Raw genomic sequence first — 17,533 nt, forward strand, 5'->3', positions numbered from 1 at the left:
AGCAGGGGGAAACCATGGGGAACTCGGGCACACGCTTCTCGGCCGGCAGTGCCTTCCTCGCTGCCGTCGCGGGGATCACCGCCGGGCTCGTCGCCGTACTGGTCACCGGGCTCGTCGTACTGGCGATGCACCAGCCGGAGGAGGCCGGGCCGAGGGTCCAGGCCGCCGCGCCCGCCCGGGTCGCCCAGCCGACACCGGCTGCAACCGTGCCGGTGACGCCCCGACCGAGCTCGACCGCGGCGTCGGTGAAGGCGTTCGGGGACGTCCGTGAACTGCCGGTGGGGCTGCTGTGCCGGGACTTGAAGAAGCGCGGGTACGGGTACGTCGCCGCCGTCGACTACTGGAAGGTGCAGGGCCAGCCTCAGCGGATGGATGCCGACCGCAACGGAATCCCCTGCGAGCCGGAGTACTCCCGCGCCGAGGTCGGGAAGTACTGGCAGGGCCGCAAGGTGAGCACACTGGCCTCGGTCCCGGACGGCCTGTTCTGCCGCGATCTGGTCGCACTCGGAGCGTCGTACGGCGAAGCGGTGACGTACTGGTGGTACGCGGGAATGCCGGACCGATTGGATGCCGACGGCAACGGCATACCGTGCGAGAAGGTGTACGCCCCGGAGGTGGTCGAGGCGTTCTGGCGTCAGTGAGCGCGGAGCGGGCGGCAGAAGTCTCGGAGGTCTTCGACAAGGACCTCGGGGACTTCTAGGGCGGCGAAGTGGCCGCCGTGGGGGTGTTCGGTCCAGTGGGTGAGGTGGTGGGTGCGGGCGAGGATGTGGCGCATTGCTGGGTCGGTGGGGAACACGGCGACTCCGGTGGGGACTCCGGGCTTGGTCAGTGGGCTGGTGGGTTCGCCGTAGAGGGTGGCCGAGGTGGCGCTGGTGTTGGTGAACCAGTAGAGGCAGACGTCGGTGAGGATGTGGTCGAGGGCGAAGTCCGGCAGTGGGCGGGCCGGGTCGGACCAGTCGTGGAACTTTTCCAGGATCCAGGCGAGCTGGCCGACGGGTGAGTCGCTCAGGGCGAAGGCGAGCGTCTGCGGTTTGGTGCCCTGCAGTTCCGCGTACGCCGTACCGGTCGCTCGGACGTGGTCGGCGAAGGTGAGTTTGGCCTGGTCGGTCGGGCTGAGGTCGTCGAAGTCGCCGGGGCGGTAGCCGGGGTCGGTGGACGGGTGGGCCAGGCCGCCGTTGAGGTGTACGCCGATGACGTGGTCGGGGGCGACCTGGCCGAGCAGTGGGGAGACGACCGAGCCGGTGTCGCCGCCTTGGGCGACGTACCGGTCGTAGTCGAGGCGGTCCATCAGGGTGGCCCAGGCGTGGGCGATGCGGAGATGGTCCCAGCCGAGGTCCTCGAGAGGGACCGAGAAGCCGTGGCCGGGGACCGAGGGGGCGACGACGTGGAAGGCGTCTGCGGGGTCGCCGCCGTGCGCCTGGGGGTCGGTGAGCGGGCCGATGACGTCGAGGAACTCGGCGACCGAGCCGGGCCAGCCGTGGGTGAGGATCAGCGGGAGTGCGTTCGGCTCGGGTGAACGGACGTGCAGGAAGTGGATCGGCTGGCCCTCGATCGTAGTGGTGAACTGCGGGAAGGCGTTCAGGCGGGCTTCCCACGTGCGCCAGTCGTACTCGTCCAGCCAGTGCCCGACGACCTGCCGGAGGTAGCTGACCGGGACGCCACGGGACCAGTCGTCGGCGGCGGGGAGCTCGCGGGGCCAGCGGGTCCGGGCAAGGCGGCATCGGAGGTCGTCGAGCTCGCTCTGCGGGACGGCGATCCGGAAGGTGTCGATCATGACCTGAGAGTGCCCACCGCGTCGGCCAGCAAATCGATGCCCTCAGCAACTTCTTTCGCGCTGAGGCTGCCGTACCCGAAGACCAGGCCCGGCGGGCCGGGCGGGGTGAACCAGTACGGCGTGAGCGGGTAGACGCCGACCTCGCGGGCACGGGCTGCCTCGGCGACGGCCTCGGCGGGGAGGTCGGGCGGCAGCCAGGTGAGCAGGTGGAGTCCGGCCGAGATGCCGATCGGCTTGAAGTCGGGGAGGCGGTCGGCCAGTTGGGTGACGAGGAGATCGCGGAGGTTCCGGTAGCGCGGGCGCATCCGGCGCAGGTGGCGGTCGAACTCGCCGCGCGCGATGAAGTCGGCAAAAGTCAGCTGGTCCAGGACCGACGAGCCGCGGTCGTCGACCAGTTTCGCCGCGGCGATCGGCTCGACCAGTGCGTCCGGGAGGATCAGCCAGCCGAGGCGAAGGCCGGGCGCGAGGGTCTTGCTCGCCGTACCGGCGTAGACGACGCGGTCCGGGGCCAGGCCCTGGATGGCGCCGATCGGCTCGCGGTCGTAGCGGTACTCCGCGTCGTAGTCGTCCTCGAGGATCAGCGCGTTCCGGCGGACGGCCCACTCGACCAGCGCGGCGCGGGTCTCGGGCGACGCGACGGCGCCGATCGGCATCTGGTGAGCGGCGGTGACCAGGACGAGGTCCGCGCCGGAGCGGTCGAGGGCGTCGACGTCCACGCCCGAGTCGAGAACCGGTACGCCGACCACCTCCAGACCGGCCGCGACCGCGACGTTGCGCAGCTCGTAGTCGGACGGGTCCTCGAGCGCGATCCGTCGGTAGCCGGCCGCGACCAGGACCTGGAACAGCAGCCGCGAGCCCTGGGCGAAACCGTGGTAGATCAGCATGTTCTCCGGCCGGGCCGACGTACCGCGGACGCGGTTGAGGTAGTCGGCCAGCGCCTCGCGGAGGTCGAGCGCGCCCTGGCCGCTCAGGTAGGAGAAGGTCCGGTGCGGGGTCTCGTTCAGGACGCGGCGGACGGATCGGAGCCAGGCCGCGCGGGGGAACTGGGTGACGTCGGGGCGGCTGTACTTGAAGTCGATCCGCGGCGGGCCGGCCGGTTGGCGGTTGGCCCGGGTCGCCGGCTGCGGGCGCGCGGTCTGAGCGACCTGGGTGTAGCCGCCGGTGCGGCTGACCAGGTAGCCCTCGGCGACGAGCTGCTGATACGCCTCGACCACGACGCCGCGGGACAGGCCGAGGTCGTTCGCGAGCGCGCGGGAGGACGGCAGTACGGCGTCCGCACGGAGCAGGCCTTCGCGGATCCGCTCGCGGATGCCGGTCTCCAGCTGCTGGTGCAAGGGCACGGCGCTGTTGCGCTCAATCTCGACCAGCAGCTCACCGGTACCGGAACCGGTCCTCGAACGGCTCATGGAATTGGACCTTATCCGGGCGATGGGGCGCTGTCAGGGTGAAGACATCAGCCCTGTGGACAAGGAGACCTGCGATGACGACGACTGAGATCCAGCGGCCGGTGCTGTTGCAGGCCGGCGACCCGGGATACGACGAAGCGCGGACGGTGTGGAACTCGATGGTCGATCGGCGTCCGGAGTTCATCGCCCGGTGTGCTTCCACGGCCGAAGTGGCCGCGGCGGTGAGGTTCGCGCGGAGCCGGTCGCTGGAGATCGGGGTGCGCTGCGGTGGGCACAACATCGCGGGGCTCGCGGTGCCGGACGGCGGGATGATGATCGACCTGACGCCGATGGGCGGCGTACGGGTTGATCCGGAGCGCCGGCTGGCGTGGGTGCAGGGCGGGGCGTTGCTCGGCGAGCTGGACCGGGCGGCGCAGGAGTTCGGGCTCGCCACCACCGCCGGGAACGTGTCGCACACCGGGGTCGGTGGGCTGACGCTGGGTGGCGGGATGGGGTGGCTGGCTCGCCGGTTCGGACTGGCCTGCGACAACGTCGTGTCGTACGAGGTCGTCACCGCTGACGGCGAGGTCGTGCGGGCTTCCGCTGACGAGAACGCGGAGCTGTTCTGGGGGTTGCGGGGTGGGGGCGGGAACTTCGGGATCGTGACGTCGTTCGAGTTCCGGCTGCACGCGGTGGGGACCCGGACGCTGGTCGCGGAGTTCTCGTACGGCGCCGGCGAGGGCTTCGAGGTGCTGGCGGGGTGGCGGGAGTTGAGCGCTGCCGCGCCGCGGGAGGCGACGTTCACCGCGTCGGTGGTGGGCGACGCCGTACAGGTCGGGTTCGTGTGGGTCGGGGATCCGGCCGAGGGCGCGGAGCTGCTGCCGGCGTTCCGCACGCTCGGAACCGTTGTCGAGGAGTCGGTCGAGCAATTGCCGTACCTCGTGCTGCAGACGCGGGACGACAACGTGCAGGGGCACCGGTTCCGGCGGTACTGGAAGGGGCACTACTTCAAGGCGTTGCCGGACGAGGCGCTGCGGGCGTTGCTGCGCAATCCCGGGATCGGCGCGAGCCTGCAGGCGTACGGCGGAGCGATCGCTGACGTGCCGGACGCGGCGGCTGCCTTCAGCCACCGGGACACGGCCTTCGAGTTCGTCACCGCGACGCGGTGGGAGGACCCGGCCGACGACGCGACCCGGATCGCGATGGTGCGCGAGTACGCCGCCGGGCTCGAGCCGTACGCGTCGGGCGCGTACGTGAACACGCTCAACGGAGAGCCGGTACGGCGGGCGTTCCCGGCGGCGAAGCTCGCGCGGCTACGGGCGCTGAAGACGGTCTGGGACCCGGCGAACGTGTTCCACCTGAACCAGAACATCCTGCCGGGGTGATGGGTCCGCCGGGCCCTGGGGGCCGTGGCCGGGGCGTGGGGGCCGCGGCCGGGGCGTGGGTCCGCGGCCGGGGCGTGGGTCCGCGGCCGGGGCGTGGGTCCGCGGCCGGGGCGGGCGGGCCCGAAGGCCGCCGCCCCGGAGGGCTCGCCGTCAGCGGTTGGCGTAGTACTCGGGCTTCATCTGGATCAGCTGGACGTAGTTGCCGTCGGGGTCGGTGAGAGTGGCGAACTTGCCGATACCGCGGTCCTCGGGCTCGACCAGCCAGTCGACGTCGAGGGTGCGCAGGTGCTCGGCGCTGGCCTCGATGTCGTCGACGGCGAAGTTGACGATGAACCGGCCGGGCTCGGGGGCCTGCGCCGCGACGTCGTCGCGGTGCTCGATCACCAGACCGAAGCCGCCGAGATCGAGGTTGCCGTAGCCGTCGACGCCGGCCTGGAACGCGTCGCGGTACCAGGCCTTCAGCCGGTCGGGGTCGGTGCTGCCGAGCAGCATGCTGTTCAGAACGGGCCGGGCCATCGTGGTCTCCTCTGGTTGATCGGTCACGCCGGAGACGTCGGAGACCCGCACCGTCCTTCGACACGGACGAAAAGAACCGCCCGCACCCGGCCTCGTGGGCCGTGGTGCGGGCGGTTCGTCGTCGTACTCGTGGTTCGCACTGGGTCGATCGGTCGTGCTGCGTCAACAGGGAGTGCGCAGTACGGACGGTTCAGCGCGGGGCTACGTCCCACATGCGCTCGCCGGGCAGGGGGTCGGGGAGCCGGTCCACGGCGGGCATCGGGTCGTTGGTGACCCGCAGTCCGGCGAAGCGACGGCTCATGGCGTGGGCGTACCGCTCGGCCAACGCCGGTTCGGCGTTGTAGTCGGCGATCACGTGCTCACCGAACCAGACTCGGACGCGTCGGCGCTCGGCAGTCTGGGTGGCGGTGGCGGTTGTCACAGGTCCTCCTGAGGCAGATCTGAGGGGTGGTCGGCCTGGAACGCGGAGCGAGCGCGATGACGGTTGAGCCGTGTGATCCCCGTCATGTCAGATGCAACGCACGACCGGGAGCAGAGGTCACGCTTGGGTTCCGATTTTCCGGAATGAAAGATGGATTTTCTGATCAGTTCACTCGAACAACTGTTCCTTTGTTCAGAAATACCAGCTGTCAATCAGGCCGCGGCGATGATCAGCGCCGAGATCGCGGCCAGGTCGGCGAAGAAGTGGATCCCGGTGTTCCAGACCGTGCCCCGGTTCTGGAGCATCGCCAGCGCACTCACGAGTCCGTAGCCGAAGGTGAACAGGACGCCGGTCCAGCCTCCGGGACTTCCGGTGACGTGGCCGAGACCGAAGATCGCGGAGGACACGACCACGGCGACGCCGGCACCGATCAGGGGCCGCAATGTGGTGATCAGCGCGTGCCGGTACAGCAGTTCCTCCGAGACGGCGTTGACGAGCGGTCCGGCGAGCAGGAACGGCAGGACCGGAAGAAGCAGGTCGGCAACCTGCCGGACGCCGGTGAAGTTGGCCAGGACCTCCGGTGCGGTCAGGAACAGCGCCACCACCGCGACGATGACGATCGGACCCACGACCGGCCAGCGGAGCCCGGGGACGCAGGTCCGCCCGTTGATGCGGCCGCGGACGAAGAGCAGGCCGTCGCGTGTCCACCCGCAGGCGACCGCGATGATCACCAGCGCGGCGACGGACGTGAGCTTGGTGGCGTTGACGACGAGGAACGCGACCGCCAGCGGAACGGCCTCGAGCCAGCGGTCGACGGCGGGAATCGACGTGATGACGGCCGAGGCCCAGCCGAAGACCGACAGCGCTCCCAGCGCGAGAACGGCGTCGCCGACCGGCCGGTGCCGGCCGCGGGTCCGCAGCAGCGCGCCGCCCACGCACAGCAGCAGCGTGACGAGGATCCCCAGCGCGATCCGCGGGACATCCTCTGCGACGAGCTGGATCGCCAGGCTGCTGCCCACGGTCGCCAGGACGGCGAGGGTCAACGCCGTCAGGCCGGCGCCGGTGGTCTGCCGGATCGGGCTCTGCCTCGGGGAGGCGTCGGCGGTCATCGGGAGTCCTTCCGTCTCGGGGTCGATCGGCGTACCCGAGTTATATTAACACGATCGTGTGGATTAACCGGATGAGTGGGAACGCTTGTTCGGTTGTCGGGTGAGGCCGAATTCATAGGGATTCCTCAGGAACGACACGCCGAACTGTCAGCGGGGATCCGTAGGCTGGAACGGTGACCATCGAAGAGACGGGGACCAGGGCACTGGCCGTGCCCGAGCGGGAAGTGCCGTTGAGCGGGATCGCGACGGTGCAGACCGAGCAGCTGATCGGTGACGTGGGGGACGCGCTGCGTTTGCTGGACGCGGTGGAGCGGGTCCGCGGGCACGCGCATCCTTTGATTCTGGGACTGCAGGACGCGGTCGGGATGAAGATGCCGGCGGCGCTCGTGCTCAGCGCGATCTCCAACGGACGGGACTCGGCGGCCGCCGTGGCCGAGCAGGTCGGGACGACGACCGGTGAGGCGGAGCTGGCGATCGCGGAGCTCGCGGGGCTGGGGCTGGTGAAGAGCGAGCCGGTGCTGATGGTGACCGGGATGGGGCAGGCGCGGCTGTCGCAGCTCGACGCGCTGACCGTTCGGGTGCTGGACGTGATCACGGGGATTCTCGGGCCGGCGGATGCGGCACAGCTCGTGCGGCTCCTGCACACGGTGGCCGACGGACTGGAGACCGCCGCGGTGACCGCGGCGGTCGGACAGGTCGTTCCACAGGCCTTGAACAACTGAGATGTCGAGAAGCCGAGCACGCTGCCGACGTACCGGGTGACAACAACCTGGTAGGAGGCAGTCATGTTCGGACAGACGAAGGCGTTCAGCGGGTTCTCGGTGGATGACGTTCCGGCGGCCAAGGAGTTCTACGCCGGGATCCTCGGGCTGGAGGTCGAGGAGGACCACGGGATGCTGCACCTGAAGATCGCGGGCGGCAACACGGTGCTGGTCTATCCCAAGGACGACCACGTCCCGGCCGAGTACACGATGCTCAACTTCCCGGTCGACGACATCACCGCGACGGCGCGGGAGCTGGCGGCCCGCGGAGTGGCGTTCGAGCGGTACGACGCGGGGCAGGACGAGCTCGGGGTGATGCGCGGCGAAGGCCCGCTGATCGCCTGGTTCAAGGACCCGGCCGGGAACGTCCTGGCGATCCTCGAGGTGTGAGCCTCAGGTGCCCGGCACCGGGTCGTCGTACTTGCCGAGACGGCCTTCGTAGCGGCGCCCGTCCTGGTACGGCCAGGCGTACGGGGTGCAGCCGTGCAGGCCCAGGGTCTGCTGCTGCATCACCGGCGCGGGCCGGCCAGGGCCGGGGCAGAGCTCGTGGGCCTCGCCGAGGCGGTGGCCGGTCTCGTGGTTGAGCATGTACTTGCGGTACTCCGTGAGTGAGGCGCCGTAGTTCGGTACGCCGTTCACCCAGCGCGCGATGTTCAGGACGACGCGCTGCCCGATCCGGCAGCTCGTGTAGTGGTCGCAACCGCCGCCACAGAGGATGTCCCTGGTCGCGGGCGTGACGAACATCAGCTTGAAGCCCGGATCCTGACCAGGACCGACCTGGCGGAAGCGCCACTTCCCGCCGGCCGTCCAGCCCTGCGGCGCGCCGTACGTCGTGCGGACGAAGCGGGCGAGCTCGGTCCGGTCGATGCCCTTGATGCCGTCCTCGATGTCGATCTCGAAGGTGAGCAGGCGGCCCTCGGTCCCGATCGTCTCCGGGGCGCCGGGCAGGACGGAGTACGAGACGCTGCCCTGCTCCGGGTAGGTGATCGGCGGCTCGGCGGGCTTGGCCGGGGTCTGCGGGCCGCCCTTGCCAGGCTTGCTCTCGGCGGGAGCGCCCTCGGTCGCCGTGGGGTCGTCGAGCGGTGCCGACGCCGCGACGGGCGCGCGGTCGGGCAGGTCGTGCCGCGCGAACGGGTCGGCCTGCAACAGCCCGACCACCACCAGTGCCGCGACGACACCCAGACCGGCGATCCTCACCTTGCGCATCTGCTGGACTCCTCACCGCGCCCCCAGGGGTGAGCGCGTCCTCACCTGTACTTGCCTGATCGGGCACGAACCCTTCTCCACCTCTCGGTGGACCACGAAAATCCCCCTGCTGGTTTTGATACAGCCGTGTTAGTTTCGGATCGATTAACAACACGGGTGTGCCAAATAGTTGGGGAGTCAGAGATGAGACGTTGGGTGACAGGTCTGGCGACGACCGCGGTGCTGACCGCGTCCGGGCCGGCGACGGTCGCGTGGGGTGCCGGTCCGACGGGTGCCGAGCTGCGGGCGGACGTGAACCGCGACGGGCTGGTGACGCGGGCGGACGAGATCGGTGAGGAGTCCTGGTCGGCGCGGCGCGGAGCGATCTTCCTCGCGAACGTGGACGACGACGAGCGGCGCTGCGGCGTCGACCCGGCCACGCTCGAGGACCCCGGCCCGGCCGTCGACAAGAAGCTTGCCGCGTGCAACGACTCGGCGGACGAGCGGATCAACGGGCCGCGGGACCTGAAGGACTTGGCCCCGCTGGATGTCCCCGCCGCGCGCGGTCTGAGCCGCTCCGCGACCGGCCGGCTGGACGTCGTACCAGCGGACAAGGCGCGGATCTTCGCGGACGGTCGAGTCGCCGAGGAGTTGAGCGCCGCCCAGCTGCGGCACGGAGTACGGCTGAAGCTGGAGGGGCGGGACGTCCTCCGTGACCGCGCGAAGTGGGACGGGACGATCACGGTCACGCTGACCGTCACCGACCACGGCCGGACCGCGACCGATGTCGTGAAGCTCCGGGTCGCGCCGCTGATGCTGCAGAACGACCTGCAGCGGGCCGAGACCGTGCTGGCCGGCAAGCCCACCAAGGGCGACGGGGGCGTGTTCCCGTACCCGCCAGGGGTTCCGGGTGAGTGGGACGCGTTCGCGAAGACGCTCGGCAAGGCGACGCGGTCGAGCGGAGCGAAACTCCAGTACGTGCAGGGCACACCCAACGGCTGGAAGGACATGTGGTTGCAGGACACGTTCGAGCCGGCGACCGCGAGCCTGCCGGCGGTCGGCGGCGCGCACACGATGCGCGTGCTGATCCGGTCGGGGAACGTGTGGGAGTTCGGCACACCCGAGGCGCCGCTGCCGACGCCGCGACCGGCTGGGCGACTGCTGTTCCGCGATCTGCGCGGGCCGGACGTCGGTGTCGTGCAGGAGTTGAGTCCGGCCGCTTCGCCCGATGCCGACGACCTGCTGAACATGGGCGGGAACATCGAGACGTTGCCGCCGTACGCCGGGTATCCGAACGGGCGAGTGCTGTACGGCGCGGGTGAGCGGAAGCCTGATCCTGGGTTCCTGGAACTCGTGACCGGGCAGGGGTTCCAGGAACCGGTACGGGTGGACACGTCGTGGCTGGCGGTCGGGCACGCGGACGAGACGACGCACGTCGTACGGGCCGGCAACGCGCGGGGCTGGACGCTGGCGGTCGCGGATCCGCGGCTGGCCGAGAAGCTGTTGCGGGACGCTCAGCGGGCCGGGGCCGGGAAGGCCAGGTTGTTCGCCGACACGAACTCGCCGCGCAAGCCGAGCGTCGACGAGATCCTTGCCGACAGCAAGCACTTGGCGGACAACCGCGCTGCCGCCGGGCACATCGACGAGCAGCTGGCGATCCTGCTGAAGGCGACCGGGTTGCGGTCCGACGAGCTCGTGCGGCTGCCGGTGTTCTTCGAGGCGCACCCGGTGCTGCCCGGACTGCGGGCGATGACGCCGGGGCTGGTGAACGGGCTGTCGCTGACCGATCGGCAGTTCGCGGCGCCGGATCCGCAGGGGCCGAAGGTGCGGGGCGTGGATGTGTTCAAGGCGACCGCGGAGCGGGCGTTGCGGCGTACTGGCGTGCGAGTGCACTGGGTGGACAACTTCTTCTGGTCGCACCTCGGCGGCGGTGAGGTGCACTGCGCGACCAACGCGCTGCGGGACACCCGGGAGAGCGACCGGTGGTGGTTGGATCAGGTGTGACCTCAATCAGTACGCCGGACGGACGCACCGTCGGCTACAGCCTGTACGGCGATCCGGGCGGTATGCCCGTGGTCTTCCACGTCGGCACACCGAGCACGCGGTGGCGGCGGCCGGACGTCGTACGGGCGACTGAGGAGAGTGGGATCCGGCTGCTGACGTTCGACCGGCCCGGGTACGGCGAGTCGACCCGGCAGGTCGGGCGGAGCGTGGGCGATATCGCCGCTGACGTGCGGCTGCTGGCGGATGCGCAGGGGTGGGAGCGGTTCGCGGTCGCCGGTGGGTCGGGTGGTGGGCCGCATGCGTTGGCCTGTGCAGCCTTGCTGCCGGAGCGGGTGACTCGGTGTGCCGTGGTGGGCGGCAACGCTCCCCCGCTGGTCGACGGGCCGGAGCCGGCCGAGGACGACGCGGACGACCCCCGGCGAGATCGCACGCTGTGGTTGGCCGCGCACCGCGGCGAGGAGGCGCTGAGGCCCGGGGTGGAGGAGACGGCGCGACAGATCATGGCGCTGATCGAGGCCGGCGGGCCGGAGATCCCGCCTGCTTCGAACGAACCGCCTGGGCCGCCGGCTCGGGATGATGCCGAGGCGATGGCCCGGGTCCGGGCGACCTTTGTGGACAGCCAGGACGGGTGGATCGACGACAACCTGGCGTTCGCCCGGGACTGGGGATTTCAGCTCGGCGAGATCGAGGTGCCGGTGAGCCTGTGGTTCGGGTCGGCGAGCGACCGCGACCGGCGGCAGGCGGCTCACTTGGCGGCGGCGATTCCGTCGGCGGAGGTTGTCGAGTACGTCGGCGGGCATGTCCAGAACGACGAGGAGTACCGGCGGATGCTGGCGTGGCTCAGCGCGTGATGAGCAGGCGCTGCGCCGGGTAGAAGCTGTCGACGAAGCCCAGGGAGCGGTAGAGGTCGTCGCCGTCCTGGGTGGCGTGGAGCTCGATCTGGCCGACCGGGGTCTCGTCGCGGAACCAGTCGAGCAGGGCGATCACGCAGGCGCGGGCCAGGCCGCGGCGGCGGAAGCCGGGGTCGGTGCTGACGTTGTAGAGGGTGCCGCGGACCAGGGAGAAGTCGGTGGGGCTCGGCGCGTGGGAGTTGAGGTGCCCGACGGCGCCGGCGACCACGCCGACGCTGGGGTCGTCGACGACGAACGCGGCGAAGGTCGAAGGCACTGTGAGTTGCTCGGAGAAGTAGCGCAGGGCCACGGCTCGCCACGGTGCGTTCTCGTCGCCGACGTCCATGCCCATCGCGTCGAGCATCAGTCCCCGGAGGTGGACGAGCGCTTCGGCGTCGTCGGGCTTGGCTCGGCGTACCTCGATCTCGGTCACGGGAGGATTCTGCCGAACTTTCCGGGCCCGGCCGGAATCGAACCAGAGGGGCGCTGATCAGGGGCGGCGCCCGTTGCCCTGCTGCCGAGCACCGAGTGGAGCCATGTCCCCCAACGCATCAAGAGCACGGAGAGCCAAGCCGCGGAGCAGTCGGTCGCGGCGTGCTTCGGGGGCGCTGGGGGTTGCGGTCCTTGGTGTGCTGGTTCCCGGTACGGCGTACCTGGCGGCCGGGCGGAAGCGGCTCGGGGCGGTGGTCACCACGCTCAGCGTGCTGCTGTACGGCGCTGCGGCGTACGTCGTGCTGCTCCGGCGGGACGACGTGATCCAGTGGGCGCTCGACCCGGACGTGCTGACGGGGATGATCGTCGGGCTGGGCGTGGCGGGGCTGTTCCTGGTGGTCGTGCTCGTGACGTCGTACAAGATGTTGCGGCCGCTGCAGACCGGCGTACTGGCTCGGTTGGGTGGGGCGCTCGTGGTCGGGGTGGTGTGCTTCTCGATCGCGTCCGGCTCGGCGCTCGGCGCGCAGAACCTGGTCGCCCAGCGCAGCCTGGTGACCAAGGTGTTCGCGGGTGAGAAGTCGAAGAGCGCGACCGCGCCGAAGATCGACCAGAAGGACCCGTGGGCGACGCTGCCGCGGATCAACCTGCTGCTGCTCGGCGCGGACGACGGCGAGGGCCGGCAGGGCGCGCGGGCGGACACGGTGATGGTGGCCAGCATCGACACCCACACCGGCGAGACCTCGCTGATCTCGATGACCCGGAACTTCATGCGGATGCCGTTCCCGAAGGACCACCCGCTGCACAAGGTGTTCCCGACCGGCTACTGGGACCCGTCGGATCCCGCGCCGGAGCAGCCGGAGTACTACCTGGACGCGATGTACCGCAACATCCCGCCGAAGTACAAGGACCTGCTGGGCGAGACCGACAACCCCGGCGCCGACGTACTCAAGCTGTCGGTCGGCGAGGCGCTCGGGCTGAAGCTGCACTACTACGTGCAGATCAACCTGGCCGGGTTCGAGCAGATGGTGGGCGCGCTCGGCGGGATCACGGTGAACATCAACTACCCGGTCCCGGTCGGCGGCAACGACGACAAGAACATCCCGCCGGGCCGCTACCTCCAGCCCGGACCGGACCGGAAGCTGAACGGGTTCGACGCGCTGTGGTTCGCCCGCGGCCGGTACAAGGTGCCCGGCGCGGACCTCGCCCGGCAGGCTCGGCAGCGCTGCACGATCAAGGCGATCGTCGAGCGCGCGACCCCGCAGAACGTGCTGACGCACTACAAGGAGATCGCGGCGGCCGGCGAGCAGCTGATCCAGACCGACATCCCGCAGACCTTGCTCGGTGATCTCGCCGGGCTCGGCGCGAAGGTGAAGACCGCGAAGATCCGCAACCTCGACCTGGACAAGAAGAAGAACTTCCCGACCGGCCGCAACCCGAACTACGCGGGGATGCGCGCGATCGTCGAGAAGGCCTTCTCCGGTACGCCGACCACCGCTCCGCCCACGACCAAGCCGCCGACGAAACCGGCCGGCAAGCCGACCACCAAGCCGTCCGCCTCTCCCGACGCGGGCGACCTGTCCGACTCCTGCGCGTACAACCCGACGAACTAGGTGGACCACGCCTGTTCGAGTACGGGAGGCAGGAGTACTTGGTGCGCGGCTGGAAGCGGCAGCTCTTTGCCGCCGGGGTCGGGGCGCGCCGGCCGATCGTCGTGCGCCGCCCAACCACCCGACCGTCGGATGGAACGCCGGGCGTGGTGGCTGGTGGACGGCTGGGAGCGGAAGCTCCTTTCCCGGGGTCGGGTGAACCGGCCGATCGTCGTCCGCCGCCCCCCGCCGTGGGATGGACCGTCAAGCGTTGTAGTTGGTGCGCGGCTGGGAGCGGAAGCTCCTTGTTCTCCGGCGGCCCTCGTTCGGGGGGAGAATGGGTGGGTGGTGAAGATGGCGGACGTCGCGCGGCGGGCCCGGGTGTCGGTGACGACGGTGTCGCACGTGCTGAACGACACCCGGTTCGTGGCGCCGGAGACGCGCGAGGCGGTGCTGACGGCCGTCCGGGAGACCGGCTATGTGCCGAACACGGTGGCCCGGTCGCTGGTGATGTCGAAGACCGACACGATCGGGCTCGCGCTGTCCTCGATCTCGAACCCGTACTTCGGTGAGCTGGCGCACCACCTGCAGGCCGAGGCGGAACGGCGCGGGTACTCGATCCTGATCGCCGACACCCACGACGACCCGGACCGCGAGCTGCAGGTCGTTCGTGACCTGCACGAACGCCGCGCCGACGGGATCATCATCGCGGTGTCCGCGCGGCCGGACGCGACGCTCGACTACCTGCGGCAGCGCACCGTTCCCGTCGTCCTGGTGGATCGGATGATCGGGTCCGGCCTGGACGAGGTCGGCACCGAGAACGTCGAGGCGACGGCCCAGCTGGTCGAGCACCTGACCGGGCTCGGGCACACGCGGATCGGCATCGTGGCCGGCCTGCCCGGCGTCGCGACGTCCGAGGAGCGCATCGTCGGGTACCAGCTCGGGCTGGAGCGGGCGGGTCTCGCGTACGACGCGGAGCTGCGGACCGACGGCGCCTCGGACGCCGTACCGGCGCAAGGCGCGACCGCGCGGCTGCTCGCCCTGACCGATCCGCCGACGGCGCTGATCGTCGCGAACAACCAGATGACGATCGGTGCGATGCGGGCGCTGCGTGAGGCCGGGGTGGCGGTGCCGCGGGACATCGCGCTGGTCGCCTTCGACGACTTCGACTGGGCCGACCTGTTCGAGCCGCGGCTGACGACGATCGCGCAGCCGCACGCCGAGCTCGCGACGCGGGCGCTGGAGCTGATCACGTCGCGGATCGCCGAGCCGGAGCTGCCGGCCCGCACGATCCGGGTCGAGCCGACGCTGGTGCACCGCAACTCGTGCGGCTGTCAGACCAGCTGAACCCGGTGTTCCAGCTCGGGCGTCACGAACCGCAGCAGATCGAGCCCCTCGGCCTCGACGGCTTTACGCTCGGCCGAAGTCAGTACGACGTCGCCGCCACCGTTGTCGTCGAGCAGCTCGATCATCAGCGTCGCGGTGTCGTCGGTGAGTTCGAGCTTCCAGATCCCGCGGACGAAACCGTCGACGAGCAGCGTGGCCGCGATCAGGTCACCGTCACAGACGCGGCGCTGCTGCTCCTTCGTCATGACCCGGGAGCGGTCGCGATAGCCGACCATCAGGTTGTCGAACTCCGGTAGCAGCCGCACCGGCACCGGTGTTTCGGGACCCGGCCGTGGCGCGTCGGGCAGGTCGAACAGTTCGATGCCGGCCTCGTTCGTGAACGTGACGAGCTGCGGCCGGAGTCCGTCGACGACGTCACCGAGGCGGCTGAGACCCGACCAGGCGTGCAGGTCCCGCTGGGTCGCCGGGCCGAACGCGGCCAGGTAGAGGAGGATCAGCCGGCCGACGTCCGGTTCGTCGAGCGTTGTCTCCAGCCAGTCTTCGGCCAGGGCGAACGGAGTCACGCCGCCCTTGCGGCCCCACAGTCCGTCCGGGGGCGGGTGAACGACGGGAGCCAGGTACTGGAAGGTCCAGCCCAGCGCGCTGCCCTCGTGATCCGGCCAGCGTTCTTTGAGCTTCCGGCCGAGTTGCGGGCGGGTGAGGGTGACGCCGGTCAGCGCGGCCGTGCCGAGTCCGACGAGTTCTTCGAGGTCGACGCCTTGGGTCCTTTTGCCGAAGGTGCTGCGTTGGACCCGGGCGAGCATCGGGGCAAGCGCCGGTTGGACGACCTGGTAGTCAGCGGCCGTGACCAGGTGCTGGGTACAGCGCATCAGGCAGGCTCGGACGACCTGCTTGGAGTGCAGGAGGTCGGCGAGGTCGTCCGGCGCGAAGTCGGTGAGGCGGGCCCAGAGGCCGACGTACGGGTCCTTGGAGGTTTGGGCGTTCAGGCCTGCCAGGGCGTGGACCGCGTCGAGGGCCGGGATCTGGTGGCGGGCGAGCAGGAGTTGGCGGGCCAGGGTGGCTCGGTTGAGGGCTCGTCGGTCCAGCACCTGCTCGCTCATGGGTCCAGGATGCTTGATCGGGTGGGTCGTCAGGCGTAGCGCACGCCCAGGCCGCCGTCGACGGTCCAGTTGGCGCCGGTGACGAACGCGGCCGCGGTGGAGGCGAGGAAGCAGACGACCTCGGCGACGTTCTCCGGCGTACCGATGCGGCCGAGTGGGTGGACCGCCAAGGCGGAGTCGCGGGCACCGGGGATGGTGTCGAAGAACTCCTCGAGCAGGTCGGTGGCGATGAAGCCGGGGCTGACCGCGTTCACCCGGACGTCGTGCGGGGCGACGTCGAGGGCGAGGCTGCGGGTCATCCCGACCAGGCCGGACTTCGCCGCGGCGTACGGGAACATGCCGGCGGTGGTCAGGTTGGAGTGGATCGAGGCGATGTTGACGATCGCGCCGTGGCGGTGCGCGATCATCGCCGGCAGCACCTGGCGGGCCATCAGCCAGGCGCCCTTCAGGTCGACGTCGAAGACGCTGTCCCACTCGTCGACCGTCATGGCGGTCGCGTCGGCGTACGCGTTCTTGCCGGCGTTGTTGACCAGGACGGTGACGGCGCCGAGTTTTCCGGTCAGGTCGTCGACCGAGGTACGGACCGAGCTCTCGTCGGTGATGTCGCCGACGGCCGCGGCGACCTGCGCGCCGGTCGCGGCGATCGCCTCGGTGGTCGCTGCCAGCTCGTCGGGCAGGAGGTCGAGCAGGCCGACCGCGGCGCCCTCCTCGGCGGCTTTCACGGCGATCGCGCGGCCGATCCCGCGGGCCGCTCCGGTCACCAGTACGACCTCGCCGGTCAGACGTCCAGGCACTCCAGCCTCCTCCATCGGTGTAGAGGCAGCCTATGTGGAGGGGCTCAGGCTCGGTAGATGCCTGCCTGGGCGGCCGCGGCCGTGTCCTTGGCCCAGCGGTCTGCTTCTTCGGCCGTCATTGGTTGTCTGCGGAGGGTCAGTTGGTGGAAGAGGGGGGAGGTCGCGGCCATCAGGACGCGGTCTGGGGCGGTGTCTGCCGGGATCTCTTGGCGGGCGATCGCGCGGGTGACGACGATCGCGCTGCGGTGGTAACGGTCGTCCCAGAAGCGGGTGAGCGCGGCGGCGGCTGCGGGGTTCCGGAAGGCGGCGGCGATGACGGCGGTGGTTGTGGACTCGTCGGGTGGGGCTGGGACGGGAGCCGGGGGTGAAGCGGGGGCCGGTACTTGGGAGGGGATGGATGAAGCGGGGGGTGGTGCCTGGGCGGGGGTGGATGAAGCGGGGGGTGGTGCCTGGGCGGGGGTGGGTGAGGTGAGGGTTGGTGCTTGGGAGGGGGTGGCGAGGGAGGTGTGGAGTTCTCGGTTGAGGGCGATCAGGTCGCCGGCGAGGGTGCCTGTGTCAGCTGGGACCCAGGTGTCGTCGTGGCCGGCTTCCAGGAGGTCGACGAGGAGGGTGTCGACGGTTTTCCAGCGGCGGTAGATCGTCGTGCGGTGGACGCCGGACCGCGCTGCGACACCGTCGACGGTGAGGCCGTCGTAGCCGTGCTCGGCGAGTTCCTGCTCGACGGCGGCGAGGACCTGCGCGCGGACGCGGGCACTCCGGCCTCCGGGGCGCCGCGCGGCCGGACCATCGGGTTCGCCGGGCTCCTGGGCGAAGGGGGTTGCGTCGGCCGCGGCAGTCATGGTTT

The 17,533-nt window shown here is 70.4% G+C and carries 18 protein-coding genes; 8 read left to right on the forward strand and 10 right to left on the reverse strand.

What is annotated here, in order from left to right:
- Positions 1-14 precede the first annotated feature (14 nt).
- Positions 15-641, forward strand: a complete 627-nt coding sequence (locus tag HDA39_RS28985; protein ID WP_184800502.1) for an excalibur calcium-binding domain-containing protein — start codon at positions 15-17, stop codon at positions 639-641.
- Here the strand turns inward: HDA39_RS28985 and HDA39_RS28990 are convergent.
- The gene (locus HDA39_RS28990; RefSeq protein WP_184800504.1) at positions 635-1,774 is read right to left on the reverse strand and encodes an epoxide hydrolase family protein; all 1,140 of its coding nucleotides are present in this window, start codon (positions 1,772-1,774) and stop codon (positions 635-637) included. The two genes, HDA39_RS28985 and HDA39_RS28990, sit on opposite strands and share 7 nt — an antisense overlap.
- Positions 1,771-3,180, reverse strand: a complete 1,410-nt coding sequence (gene pdxR / locus HDA39_RS28995; RefSeq protein WP_184800506.1) for a MocR-like pyridoxine biosynthesis transcription factor PdxR — start codon at positions 3,178-3,180, stop codon at positions 1,771-1,773. The genes HDA39_RS28990 and pdxR overlap by 4 nt, the downstream gene beginning before the upstream one ends.
- Before the next feature lie 74 nt (positions 3,181-3,254).
- Here pdxR and HDA39_RS29000 point away from each other — a divergent pair, with 74 nt between their 5' ends.
- A complete protein-coding gene (locus HDA39_RS29000) occupies positions 3,255-4,544 on the forward strand; it encodes an FAD-binding oxidoreductase (RefSeq protein ID WP_184800508.1) in 1,290 nt (429 codons plus the stop codon).
- A 150-nt stretch (positions 4,545-4,694) separates the two neighbouring features.
- Here the strand turns inward: HDA39_RS29000 and HDA39_RS29005 are convergent, their stop codons facing one another.
- The 3 genes from HDA39_RS29005 to HDA39_RS29015 all read right to left on the reverse strand — a co-directional run bounded on the left by HDA39_RS29005 (position 4,695) and on the right by HDA39_RS29015 (position 6,590).
- Positions 4,695-5,060, reverse strand: coding sequence for a VOC family protein (locus HDA39_RS29005; RefSeq protein ID WP_184800510.1), 366 nt, complete (start codon positions 5,058-5,060; stop codon positions 4,695-4,697).
- Positions 5,061-5,250: 190 nt separating this feature from the next.
- Positions 5,251-5,481 (reverse strand): hypothetical protein, encoded by a 231-nt coding sequence (locus HDA39_RS29010; RefSeq protein WP_184800512.1) that lies wholly within the window; start codon positions 5,479-5,481, stop codon positions 5,251-5,253.
- 212 nt (positions 5,482-5,693) lie between these two features.
- Complete coding sequence (locus tag HDA39_RS29015; protein WP_184800514.1) at positions 5,694-6,590, reverse strand: CPBP family intramembrane glutamic endopeptidase; 897 nt, start codon at positions 6,588-6,590, stop codon at positions 5,694-5,696.
- A 173-nt stretch (positions 6,591-6,763) separates the two neighbouring features.
- Here HDA39_RS29015 and HDA39_RS29020 point away from each other — a divergent pair, with 173 nt between their 5' ends.
- Together HDA39_RS29020 and HDA39_RS29025 are read left to right on the forward strand one after the other, a co-directional pair.
- Positions 6,764-7,312: a MarR family transcriptional regulator gene (locus HDA39_RS29020; protein WP_184800516.1), complete on the forward strand. Its 549-nt coding sequence runs from the start codon at positions 6,764-6,766 to the stop codon at positions 7,310-7,312.
- Positions 7,313-7,375: 63 nt separating this feature from the next.
- The gene (locus HDA39_RS29025; protein WP_184800518.1) at positions 7,376-7,741 is read left to right on the forward strand and encodes a VOC family protein; all 366 of its coding nucleotides are present in this window, start codon (positions 7,376-7,378) and stop codon (positions 7,739-7,741) included.
- Positions 7,742-7,744: 3 nt separating this feature from the next.
- On the opposite strand, the gene HDA39_RS29030 is transcribed toward HDA39_RS29025, so the two are convergent.
- Positions 7,745-8,557, reverse strand: a complete 813-nt coding sequence (locus tag HDA39_RS29030) for a DUF3152 domain-containing protein (RefSeq protein ID WP_184800520.1) — start codon at positions 8,555-8,557, stop codon at positions 7,745-7,747.
- 183 nt (positions 8,558-8,740) lie between these two features.
- Between HDA39_RS29030 and HDA39_RS29035 the strand changes: the two genes are divergently transcribed.
- Positions 8,741-10,540, forward strand: a complete 1,800-nt coding sequence (locus HDA39_RS29035) for a protein-arginine deiminase family protein (RefSeq protein WP_184800522.1) — start codon at positions 8,741-8,743, stop codon at positions 10,538-10,540.
- On the forward strand, positions 10,537-11,391 hold the full coding sequence (locus HDA39_RS29040) for an alpha/beta hydrolase (protein WP_337925940.1): 855 nt from the start codon (positions 10,537-10,539) through the stop codon (positions 11,389-11,391). The genes HDA39_RS29035 and HDA39_RS29040 overlap by 4 nt, the downstream gene beginning before the upstream one ends.
- Here HDA39_RS29040 and HDA39_RS29045 read toward each other — a convergent pair.
- Positions 11,381-11,863: a GNAT family N-acetyltransferase gene (locus HDA39_RS29045; protein WP_184800524.1), complete on the reverse strand. Its 483-nt coding sequence runs from the start codon at positions 11,861-11,863 to the stop codon at positions 11,381-11,383. The genes HDA39_RS29040 and HDA39_RS29045 overlap by 11 nt on opposite strands.
- Positions 11,864-12,059: 196 nt before the next feature.
- Between HDA39_RS29045 and HDA39_RS29050 the strand changes: the two genes are divergently transcribed.
- On the forward strand, positions 12,060-13,472 hold the full coding sequence (locus HDA39_RS29050) for an LCP family protein (protein ID WP_337925941.1): 1,413 nt from the start codon (positions 12,060-12,062) through the stop codon (positions 13,470-13,472).
- A gap of 330 nt (positions 13,473-13,802) precedes the next feature.
- Positions 13,803-14,795, forward strand: a complete 993-nt coding sequence (locus HDA39_RS29055) for a LacI family DNA-binding transcriptional regulator (RefSeq protein WP_238357042.1) — start codon at positions 13,803-13,805, stop codon at positions 14,793-14,795.
- Here HDA39_RS29055 and HDA39_RS29060 read toward each other — a convergent pair.
- From HDA39_RS29060 to HDA39_RS43440, 3 genes are read right to left on the reverse strand one after another with little or no spacing between them, the layout of a single operon-like run.
- On the reverse strand, positions 14,783-15,895 hold the full coding sequence (locus tag HDA39_RS29060) for a winged helix DNA-binding domain-containing protein (protein ID WP_184800530.1): 1,113 nt from the start codon (positions 15,893-15,895) through the stop codon (positions 14,783-14,785). The two genes, HDA39_RS29055 and HDA39_RS29060, sit on opposite strands and share 13 nt — an antisense overlap.
- A gap of 29 nt (positions 15,896-15,924) precedes the next feature.
- The gene (locus HDA39_RS29065; RefSeq protein ID WP_184800532.1) at positions 15,925-16,689 is read right to left on the reverse strand and encodes a glucose 1-dehydrogenase; all 765 of its coding nucleotides are present in this window, start codon (positions 16,687-16,689) and stop codon (positions 15,925-15,927) included.
- 44 nt (positions 16,690-16,733) lie between these two features.
- A complete protein-coding gene (locus HDA39_RS43440) occupies positions 16,734-17,528 on the reverse strand; it encodes a TetR/AcrR family transcriptional regulator (RefSeq protein WP_184800534.1) in 795 nt (264 codons plus the stop codon).
- Between the last annotated feature and the right edge of the window lie 5 nt (positions 17,529-17,533).

It is taken from the genome of Kribbella italica (genome assembly GCF_014205135.1).
Taxonomy (GTDB): Bacteria; Actinomycetota; Actinomycetes; order Propionibacteriales; family Kribbellaceae; genus Kribbella; species Kribbella italica.

Excerpts from the sequence above, each read along its gene's own strand:
- HDA39_RS28985 (WP_184800502.1), top strand. The coding sequence starts at position 15 with ATGGGGAACTCGGGCACACGCTTCTCGGCCGGCAGTGCCTTCCTCGCT.
- HDA39_RS28990 (WP_184800504.1), bottom strand. The coding sequence starts at position 1,774 with ATGATCGACACCTTCCGGATCGCCGTCCCGCAGAGCGAGCTCGACGAC.
- pdxR (WP_184800506.1), bottom strand. The coding sequence starts at position 3,180 with ATGAGCCGTTCGAGGACCGGTTCCGGTACCGGTGAGCTGCTGGTCGAG.
- HDA39_RS29000 (WP_184800508.1), top strand. The coding sequence starts at position 3,255 with ATGACGACGACTGAGATCCAGCGGCCGGTGCTGTTGCAGGCCGGCGAC.
- HDA39_RS29005 (WP_184800510.1), bottom strand. The coding sequence starts at position 5,060 with ATGGCCCGGCCCGTTCTGAACAGCATGCTGCTCGGCAGCACCGACCCC.
- HDA39_RS29015 (WP_184800514.1), bottom strand. The coding sequence starts at position 6,590 with ATGACCGCCGACGCCTCCCCGAGGCAGAGCCCGATCCGGCAGACCACC.
- HDA39_RS29025 (WP_184800518.1), top strand. The coding sequence starts at position 7,376 with ATGTTCGGACAGACGAAGGCGTTCAGCGGGTTCTCGGTGGATGACGTT.
- HDA39_RS29030 (WP_184800520.1), bottom strand. The coding sequence starts at position 8,557 with ATGCGCAAGGTGAGGATCGCCGGTCTGGGTGTCGTCGCGGCACTGGTG.
- HDA39_RS29035 (WP_184800522.1), top strand. The coding sequence starts at position 8,741 with ATGAGACGTTGGGTGACAGGTCTGGCGACGACCGCGGTGCTGACCGCG.
- HDA39_RS29055 (WP_238357042.1), top strand. The coding sequence starts at position 13,803 with ATGGCGGACGTCGCGCGGCGGGCCCGGGTGTCGGTGACGACGGTGTCG.
- HDA39_RS29060 (WP_184800530.1), bottom strand. The coding sequence starts at position 15,895 with ATGAGCGAGCAGGTGCTGGACCGACGAGCCCTCAACCGAGCCACCCTG.
- HDA39_RS43440 (WP_184800534.1), bottom strand. The coding sequence starts at position 17,528 with ATGACTGCCGCGGCCGACGCAACCCCCTTCGCCCAGGAGCCCGGCGAA.